At 62.3% G+C, this 8,271-nt stretch carries 10 protein-coding genes; 1 reads left to right on the top strand and 9 read right to left on the bottom strand.

Translation table 11 applies throughout. The features are described 5' to 3' along the window. The 8 genes from ABWP92_RS15150 to ABWP92_RS15185 all read right to left on the bottom strand — a co-directional run. Positions 1-768: FAD-dependent monooxygenase (locus ABWP92_RS15150; RefSeq protein WP_353236229.1), on the bottom strand; the 768-nt coding region annotated here is incomplete at its 3' end. A gap of 180 nt (positions 769-948) precedes the next feature. Then, the gene (locus ABWP92_RS15155) at positions 949-2,130 is read right to left on the bottom strand and encodes an alpha/beta hydrolase family protein (RefSeq protein WP_353236230.1); all 1,182 of its coding nucleotides are present in this window, start codon (positions 2,128-2,130) and stop codon (positions 949-951) included. Between the two features lie 41 nt (positions 2,131-2,171). Beyond that, positions 2,172-3,284, bottom strand: coding sequence for a porin (locus ABWP92_RS15160; protein ID WP_353236231.1), 1,113 nt, complete (start codon positions 3,282-3,284; stop codon positions 2,172-2,174). A 97-nt stretch (positions 3,285-3,381) separates the two neighbouring features. Beyond that, positions 3,382-3,966, bottom strand: a complete 585-nt coding sequence (locus ABWP92_RS15165; RefSeq protein WP_353236232.1) for a YceI family protein — start codon at positions 3,964-3,966, stop codon at positions 3,382-3,384. Positions 3,967-4,037: 71 nt separating this feature from the next. Beyond that, entirely contained in the window at positions 4,038-4,604 is a 567-nt protein-coding gene (locus tag ABWP92_RS15170) for a YceI family protein (RefSeq protein WP_353236233.1), read from the bottom strand. Further along, complete coding sequence (locus ABWP92_RS15175) at positions 4,601-5,182, bottom strand: cytochrome b (RefSeq protein ID WP_353236234.1); 582 nt, start codon at positions 5,180-5,182, stop codon at positions 4,601-4,603. The genes ABWP92_RS15170 and ABWP92_RS15175 overlap by 4 nt, the downstream gene beginning before the upstream one ends. A 15-nt stretch (positions 5,183-5,197) precedes the next feature. Next, complete coding sequence (locus ABWP92_RS15180; protein WP_353236235.1) at positions 5,198-6,178, bottom strand: Bug family tripartite tricarboxylate transporter substrate binding protein; 981 nt, start codon at positions 6,176-6,178, stop codon at positions 5,198-5,200. Positions 6,179-6,226: 48 nt separating this feature from the next. Then, positions 6,227-6,766, bottom strand: coding sequence for a VOC family protein (locus tag ABWP92_RS15185; RefSeq protein WP_353236238.1), 540 nt, complete (start codon positions 6,764-6,766; stop codon positions 6,227-6,229). A 167-nt stretch (positions 6,767-6,933) separates the two neighbouring features. Between ABWP92_RS15185 and ABWP92_RS15190 the strand changes: the two genes are divergently transcribed. Further along, on the top strand, positions 6,934-7,728 hold the full coding sequence (locus ABWP92_RS15190) for an IclR family transcriptional regulator (RefSeq protein ID WP_353236236.1): 795 nt from the start codon (positions 6,934-6,936) through the stop codon (positions 7,726-7,728). Between the two features lie 15 nt (positions 7,729-7,743). On the opposite strand, the gene ABWP92_RS15195 is transcribed toward ABWP92_RS15190, so the two are convergent. After that, on the bottom strand, positions 7,744-8,271 hold a 528-nt coding region (locus tag ABWP92_RS15195), incomplete at its 5' end, for a Bug family tripartite tricarboxylate transporter substrate binding protein (protein WP_353236237.1).

The raw sequence follows: 8,271 nt of genomic DNA on the forward strand, positions 1-8,271 counted from the left end.
GTGGGCCTGGATGTGGGCCTGGATGCGGGCGGGATCAAGTGCCTCTTCGTCGTTTACATCGGCTGGTACCTGATAGTCCAGCCGCCACACGCCGAACGGCGCCTTGTGCAGCAGGGCGGAGTGGCCCGGCAGCCAGGGAGGATCGAAATAGCATCGCCGGCCCGCAGGCGCGTCGATATCGATCTTGAAATCCGCGATGACGAAGCGGCTCTCGAAGGAGTTCCCTTCGAAGCGCAACCCCTGGAGTCTGCGCACCGCGGAACGTGCGCCGTCGCAGCCCACCACCCATTGCGCGCGGGTACGGTATTCGCCCTCGGGGGTGTCGAGCGTCAACAGTACGCATTCGCTTTGTTCGTCCAGTCCGATCAGCCGTGTCTGAAAACGTACGTCGACGCCCAGCGCCAGCGCGTGCTCAACCAGGATGCCCTCCATGTTGCATTGGGGCAGATTGGTCATGGGGGCGTATTTGTCGTCCTCGGAAAACGGCAGATCGAGATGGTGAACCACCTGTCCCCGGTAGTAGCTGCGGCCTTTGTCCCAGAGGATGGCTTCCGAGAGAAACGCGCGATCCACGCCCGCCTGTTCCATGATCTCCATGGAGCGCCTGCTGAGCGCGAGCGCGCGGCTACCACCGCATACCTGGGCTTCCGATTCGATCAGCACGGTCTTGACGCCTTGCCTGGCCAGCAGGATGGCCAACACCAGCCCGATGGGGCCGGCTCCCACCACCACGGCAGGGTGTGTTGGCGTGGAAACGGATGTGTTCATTTCCGGCGGGCGCAGAAACGGATGGATTTTGTAATCGAAGTAGCTTGAAGGGTTGGGCTGGAGATTGGGTTGGTGCATGGAATTCGTCTGCCTCGGGATATTCTTGCCGTACCGTGCCCATGTGGACATGTGCGCAACGGACAGGCTGCGGGTGGACTCGCGTCGATTGGCTGGGTGAGCTCAGTTGCATAGACCCCGCTCGCGCAGCCAGTGGAGGGTCAGTTCGACCGTGCTTTGCAGCAGTTCGGGCTGGCCCACGAAGTAATGTGTCGCGCCCTGGACGACATGCATCTGCCGGTCCTGGCTTTTCACGCGCTCGAACACCATGCGTGTGTGGGGTTGCGGAACGGCGTCGTCGGCGCTGTGCTCCAGCGCGAGGAAGGGCACGGTGATGCTTTCGGCGCATTTTTCACCGTGCGCGAAAGTGTCATCCGGCGACCACTGGGACAGCCAGGCGCGTAGCGTGGAAAAGCGCGCCAGTCCGATGGGGCCGCTGTTGACGGTTTCCGGGTGGCCCATGTAGCAGGTGCCAATGGGCCTGTCATTGGGTTCGATGCGTGCATCGAGGAATCGCGGATCGGCCATGGTGCGGTGCAGGATGTGGCCGCGCTCCAGTTCCTTGCCGCCGCGGCGCTTGAGCTCGGCCAGCATTTCCTTGACCCATGCGGTGCGGCGCGCCACGCGCTCGCGCTGCGCCTGGCGAAACCGTGCGAGAAACTCGGCGTCATAGGGCGGCTTGATGTCCGGGTGATACAGATCCAGCGACTCGTCGCGGATGTCGGGGTTGTGTTCATCGAGCACGCTGGGATCGATCCAGTCCTGCAGCACCACGGCGCGCGATACATGGGCCGCCTGCAGGATGAACGCGTCGGCGGGCTGCAGTCCGGCCTGCGTGAGATCGTAGGGATCGCCGGCCGGCGTGTGCGTGACCGTCGGCTTCTCGGCCTGCGACTGGTAGTACAGCGAGAGCGAGCCGCCGCCGGACCAGCCTGCGAGCACGACCTTGCGATACTTCCACTGTTCGCGCGCATGGCGGATATACGCTCCCAGGTCGCGTACCACGTGCTCCATGATGAGAGCAGTGTCATTGCGCGCATAGCGGCTGGCCGCGCACAACACGTGCACGCCGTTGGCGGCCATGGCGTTGGGCATGGGAAGCAGTTGCAGGGTGCTTGCCGGATGCATGTAGATGAGCAGCGTGTCGCTCTTGACGCCGCGCGGCACGTAGCGCACTCCTTCGAGATGCACCACGCCCTGCTGGCCGGAGAAACCATAGACCGTCTTGAACTGTGATGCTTCCGAATACTGGATATGGACCCATTCGGAATCCACCTCATGGCGGCTGGCATTGGCTGTATTCATGGTTTGCTGAGTCCTTTGTGTGTTCCCGGGCTGCGGGTTGGTCAGAAAGAGTGGCGCATTCCCAGCGAAAACACGCGTACGTCGGTACCTGCCACGGCTGGGTAGTTGAGGATGGGGACTGCTCCATAAAGCACGCTGACGCCGGTTTCGTTGTTGCGCAGCAGCGCGGCGCAGGCATAAAGCGATGTGCGCCTGGACAATGGGTAGTCGTAGGCGGCCGAGTACGTGCGCCCGCGGCCCGTGCGGGCCAGCGGGTAGTCGAAGCGCGTTTGCAGCGTCTGGATCATGAGCACGCCAACGGGCATCGGCACCTTGCCCCCGAGCCACCACGATGAAGTCTTGCTCCAGGTGCTGGCGTTGATGGTCTTGTTGCGCTCCGATGGATTGAATACGTAGTAGCCTGTGTAGAACTTGGCAAACCGGGTGTCGTAGCTGCCGCCGAGCATCCATTCGTTCTGCCATGCCGGATCAGCTCCGTCGGGAATGTCTTTTGCAAACTGGCGCACACGGGTTGCCGCGGCGGTGAGCATGAGTTGTTTTTGCTCATAGGCAATGCTGGCGCCGATCAACTGGCCCGTCCGCCGGGCGTTCTCGTCGCCCGCGGCCACCATGCCGCGCAGCGTGATGCCGCCGCTGCTCCAGGACGTGTTAAGGGAGTTGCTGACCCGTCCCGAGGATTGGAAGCTGGAATCGCTCCCCGTGGCTGAAGGTGTCTGATAAAGGCCATTGCCGGTGGCAAGCAGGTTGCCCCAGTATGCGTTGCCCTGCGTGTCGGCATTCAGGAGCGCGATCGCCATGGGCGAGTACTGGCGGCCCGCCGACAGGCTCCAGCCGCCTCCCGATGCCAGCCCCACCCAGATCTGGCGGCCAAAAGGAATGCCGCCCTGTTGGAATGTGCCGGTATCGGCGGCAATGCCGCTTTCCAGCACGAAGTTCGCGCTAAGCCCATCGCCGAGGTCTTCCGTGCCGCGAAAGCCCAGCCGTCCACCCGGACCGACTCCGGAATACAGGCCGTTGACGGTCCGTGAGTTCCCCAGGTTGGCGTGCGTGACGGCAGCATCGACATTGCCGTAGATGGTGACGCCGCCTTGGGCCATTCCATTGAACGCGGCGAATGTGAGGGACGCACAGATGACGAGAGGTTTGCGCTGCATGATTTTCTTGAATCGCCGGTGATACTTGTTGTTTGCTGCTTCGGCAGCACCTGCTGTTATGTGGGTTGGATCGATCACACCGTGCCTGCCGGGTGTCCTACTGGCGCACCGCCTCGATCTGGATCACCAGCCGCACGTCGTCTGGGATGACGTCGTAGGAGGAGATGCCCCAGTCGCGGCGGTTGATCTCGGCAACGAAGTCTCCTCCGCACACCTGGCGCTGCACCACCGGGTGCTGGTAGCAGTTGAAATGCCGCGCCTTGAGCCTCACCGCGGCGGTTTTGCCGCGTAGAGTCAGCGTGCCATCGATAGCGGCGATGCCGGCGTCTTCGGTGAACGCGAACTTGCTGGAGGTGAACCGTGCCTGCGGATGGTTGGCGGCATCGAAGAACTTGTCGCTCTTGAGCATGCCGTCGAAAGCGGGGATGCCTGAGTTGATCGAGGTGGTGTGGATCGTGATGTCAGCCTGGCCGTGGCGGGCCTGGCGGTCAAGCGCGACGCTGCCCTCGGTCTTGTCGAAGCGACCTCGGACCGTGGCGGTCTTGTAGTGCATGACTTCGAAATAGACAAAGGTGTGGGTCGGATCGATGGTGTAAGTCTCGGTTTCGGCCAGGGCGTTGCCTGTGAAGAAGGCAGCCAGCAGGGCCATGGCCGTTGCCGGGATCAATGAAAGTGCGCGCATGAAATGGGCCCTCGTGACGAATTGCTTGAAGAGTGGTGTGAAAAACGGATGAATGGTTGCGCGCCCGGACCCTAGTGGTCTTTGAACTTGAGATGAAACTTCACGGTGACGTCGTTGGCCACAAGGCTCGGATCGGCCCAGGCGCCCGCGCCGATGCCGAAGTCGCCACGTTGCAGCACAAACTGGCCCGCCGCCCTGGTCTGGCCGCCCTCGCTCGTCACGGTGACTGGAAACACCAGTGCTTTGCTGCGCCCCCGGATGGTGAGAGGACCCGACACTTCGACGCGCCGGGCATCCAGCGGTTTGACGGAAGTGGATTGAAATTCGGCGGTGGCGAATTTCGATGTATCGAGCCAGTCCACGCCCTTGGCTTCCTGCACGACTTCCGGCGCGGGAAAGTAAATGCTGCCCATATCGACGCTCATGCTCACCGAACTGTTGTGCGGCGCCGCGGCATCGATACGTGCGGTGGCGCTGAACTTGCGGAACTTGCCCTCGACAGGCACGCCCATCTGCCGGGTCGTGAAGGCCACTTCGCTTTGATCGGCAAGCACCATTTGCTGTGCATGGGCGTGGGCTGCGGCGAGTGCCACAGCCACGGCTGAGGCGATCCGCCGCCAATTCAGATGATGAGTCACGAGATGCTCCCTGTGTTTTTTGCGCCCGCTCCCATGCGCGCGAGGATCCGTTCGCGGTCCAGCCATTCGTGTTTGGCCACGGCGGTGACATGCAGCGCCGCCAGCATGCCGAGTGCGTAGGCCAGCCAGTGGTGAAGCGGCTTGAGAATGGCAGCCAGCTCCTGTGAGGCACCCAGTGGGTCGGGCAAAGGCCAGCGGCCAAACAGCACCACTGGGAAACCAGCCGCGCAGCTATAGAGATAGCCAGCGGCCGGTGCCGCAATCGCCAGCAGATACAGGCCCGCATGCGCCAGATGCGCGGCGCTTGCCTGCCAGGCAGGCATAGGCAGGGCACTCGGTGGGCGATGCGCTGCACGCCAGCCGAGCCGCAACAGCATGACGGCCAGGGCCAGCATGCCTGCCCATTTGTGCCAGTTGTAGAGCTTCAGGCGTTGTGGGGAAAACGGCAGCGCCGTCATGTAGAGCCCCATCACGATCAGTGCAGGCAGCGCCATCGCGATCAGCCAATGCAGGCTGATGGCGATCGCGTCGTAGCGATGCTCGGTGACCCGCTGCACGGGCCTGGACAGGGATGTCATGGGCTGTCCCGCCCGTCAGACCAGGCTGATGCCGGCATCGCGGATGATGGGAGCCCAGACCTCGGCCTCGCGGTGCATGTGCCGATTCATCTCCTCGGGCGTGCTGGGAATCATTTCGCCGCCGAGGTCGGCCAGGCGCTGCCTGACATCCGCATTCTCAGCGGTCTTGGCGAACGCCCGGTTCAAGGCGTTGACAATGGCGGGTGGGGTTTTGGCGGGAGCGGCGAAACCTTGCCAACCCCAGGCATCGAAACCGGAAATGCCCGACTCCGCGACCGTCGGGATCTGCGGAGCCTGCTGCAGACGGGAGCCTCCCGTCGATGCGATGGCATATACCTTGTTCACCTTCATGTGCTGGTTGGCCGTCGCCAGCGAAGACATCAGCACGGGAATCTGTCCTCCCAGCAGATCCTGCATGGCCGGACCATCCCCCTTGTATGGCACGTGGTTGAGCTTGATGCCGGCGCGGCGCATCAGCATTTCCATGGCAAGGTGATGCGGCGTGCCCACCCCCGGACTGCCCCAGCTGAGGCTATCCGGACTGGCCTTGGCCAGGGCGATGAATTCCTGGAGTGTCCTGGCGGGCACTGATGGATGCACGACCAGCAGAAGGCCGAAGCGTGCGGTGAGCGTGATCGGCGTGAGGTCCGTGAAGGAGTCGTAGCTGATCTTCTTGAATAGCGTGCGGTTGGTGGAGTACGTCCCCATGTCGCCGAGCAGAAAGGTATAGCCGTCGGCGGGAGCATGGGCCACTGCAGTGGCGCTGATGATGCTGGAGCCGCCTGGTCGGTTGTCGATGAATACCTGCTGGCCGAGCGATTCACTCATCACGGGAGCCACGGCGCGGGCGAAGGCATCGGTGCCGCCGCCGGGCGGGTAGGGCACGATCATGCGGATGCTGCGCTCCGGATAAGCGCCTGCGCGGCTCGTTGTTGAAAAGGGCAAGGCGCACATGGCTGCCGCGCAAGCCGTGAATCCGCGTCGGTTCATCTTCATGGGGGGTTTCCGTTATGTGTTGTGTCCAACGAGCGATGCGGCTGCCGGTCAGCTGTCGAATCCGTTGCGGGCGCGTTTTTCTTCCACCCAGAGCGCGCATGATTCATGCGCTTTGGCGCGCGCGGCCCGCATGTATTCATCGCTGGCGGTCTGCACCGTGAGTTCGAGACGAATACCGTTGGGGTCGAAGAAATAGATGGATTCGACGAAGTGATGGTCAGTCACGCCCAGCACTTGCACCCCGGCATCCTCCAGACGCTTTTTCGCCAGCAGCAGATCCGCCTGTGATCGCACACGCAGCGCAAGGTGGTTCACCCATGCGGGAGTGTTGGGTGACGGCTCGGCGCGCGTGTTGTCGCCGAGATCGAAGAAGGCGATGCACGAGCCATCGTCCATCTGGAAAAACAGATGCACATAGGGGCAGTGCTCGCCGGTGCTGGGCACGGTCTCGGCGCGAATCAGGTGCACGAGAGGCAGGCCCAGCAGGTCTTCGTAGAAGTGCCGCGTCTCTTCGGCATCCCGGCAGCGCCAAGCGAAATGATGAAGACCCAGCACCGGCACGTCGATAGGCTGGACGGATGGAGGCATTGCGGAGAGTTGCACGGATGTCTCGAAACAGGCAGTTTGGAATGGGTTGAATGCTAATTGATGATCATCAATGTTTCAATAATAGAGACTATGTGATTTTGTTGTCGTATATACTTATCTGTAGTATCAATAATTGATACTTTATATTTAAATACTTTGGATAGACCATGTCTCAGCTGAACAAGGTGCTTCAGGTTCTGGATTTGTTTTCCGCACAGGTTCCGACGCTGACCGCGGAACAGATCGCGCAGCGGCTCGATTTGTCGCGTCCGACGGCGTTTCGCTATGTACGCCAGTTGTGCGATGCGGGTTTGCTGCTCAGCATTTCCGGCAGCTATGCGCTGGGGCCACGCATCATTGAGCTTGACTGCTGTATCCGCCTGTCCGATCCAATCCTCGCCCACAGCCGTGACGCGTTGCGCACGCTGGCGGGCACCCAGGCCTGCATGGCTGTACTGGTGACCATGTATGGCGATCAGGTGATCCATGTGCATTCGGAATCCGGCCATGGGTCCACGGAGCTGCAGTTCTCCCGTGGCCGCCGCCTTCCGCTGTTGCAGGGGGCGGCATCGAAAATCATCCTGGCCCACCAGCCCGTGAGCCGCTTGCGGCGCCTGTTTCAGCGCTGCCGCGAAGACGGGCAGGCACAGGCGATCAGCGATGATGTCTCAGGATTTCTGAAGTACTTCCGCATGATCCGCCAGCAGGGCTTCTATGTCTCACGTTCGGAAGTGGAGCAGGACGTGACCGGCGTGGCCGCCCCCATATTCAATGCCAGCGGTGATGTCACGAGCTGCCTGTCGCTCACCTTCAATCACGACCTGAACCCCGACTACGAGACTGATCACTTCATCCCCCTGGTGCAAAACTGCGCCCGCGATGTGTCGCTCAGGCTGTCGAGGTCGCAAAACCGGCTGCGCGCCAGGAGCGCGCAGGATCAGCCGGGCCGGCTGGATGCATGAATCCGCGAAGACGCCCTAGTCCATGCGGATGTTGGCGGTCTTCACGATGTCGGCATATTTCTTCAGGTCGGAGGCAATCTCCGCGCGGAATTCCTCGGGCGTGTTGCCGGATGACTCGATGCCCAGTGACGCGAGCCGATCCTTGATTTCTGGCGTGTGCACCACATGGTTCAGTTCTTTCTGAAGGCGGTCCACGATCGCTTGCGGCGTCCTGGCGGGCGCGAGGATGCCGATCCAGGAGTTGACGACGAAGCCCGGCACGCCGGATTCGGCCACGGTAGGCACCTCCGGTAGCGACGGCAGGCGCCTGGCGGTGGAGACCGCGATCGCGCGTACCTGGCCTTGCTTGACGAATGGGTATGCGCCCGCGACGGCGGTATAGAGCATCGGAAGCGTTCCGCCCACGACGTCCGAGAGCGCCTGGCCGCCGCCCTTGTAGGGTACGTGCACGAAGTTGGCTTCGGTCCTGGCCTTGAGCAGCTCTCCGGCCAGATGCGGCGTGCTGCCGGTGCCGGCGCTGCCGTATGAAACGCCCCCGGGCGT

The organism is Diaphorobacter ruginosibacter (assembly GCF_040396215.1).
Taxonomy (GTDB): domain Bacteria; phylum Pseudomonadota; class Gammaproteobacteria; order Burkholderiales; family Burkholderiaceae_C; genus Diaphorobacter_A; species Diaphorobacter_A ruginosibacter_A.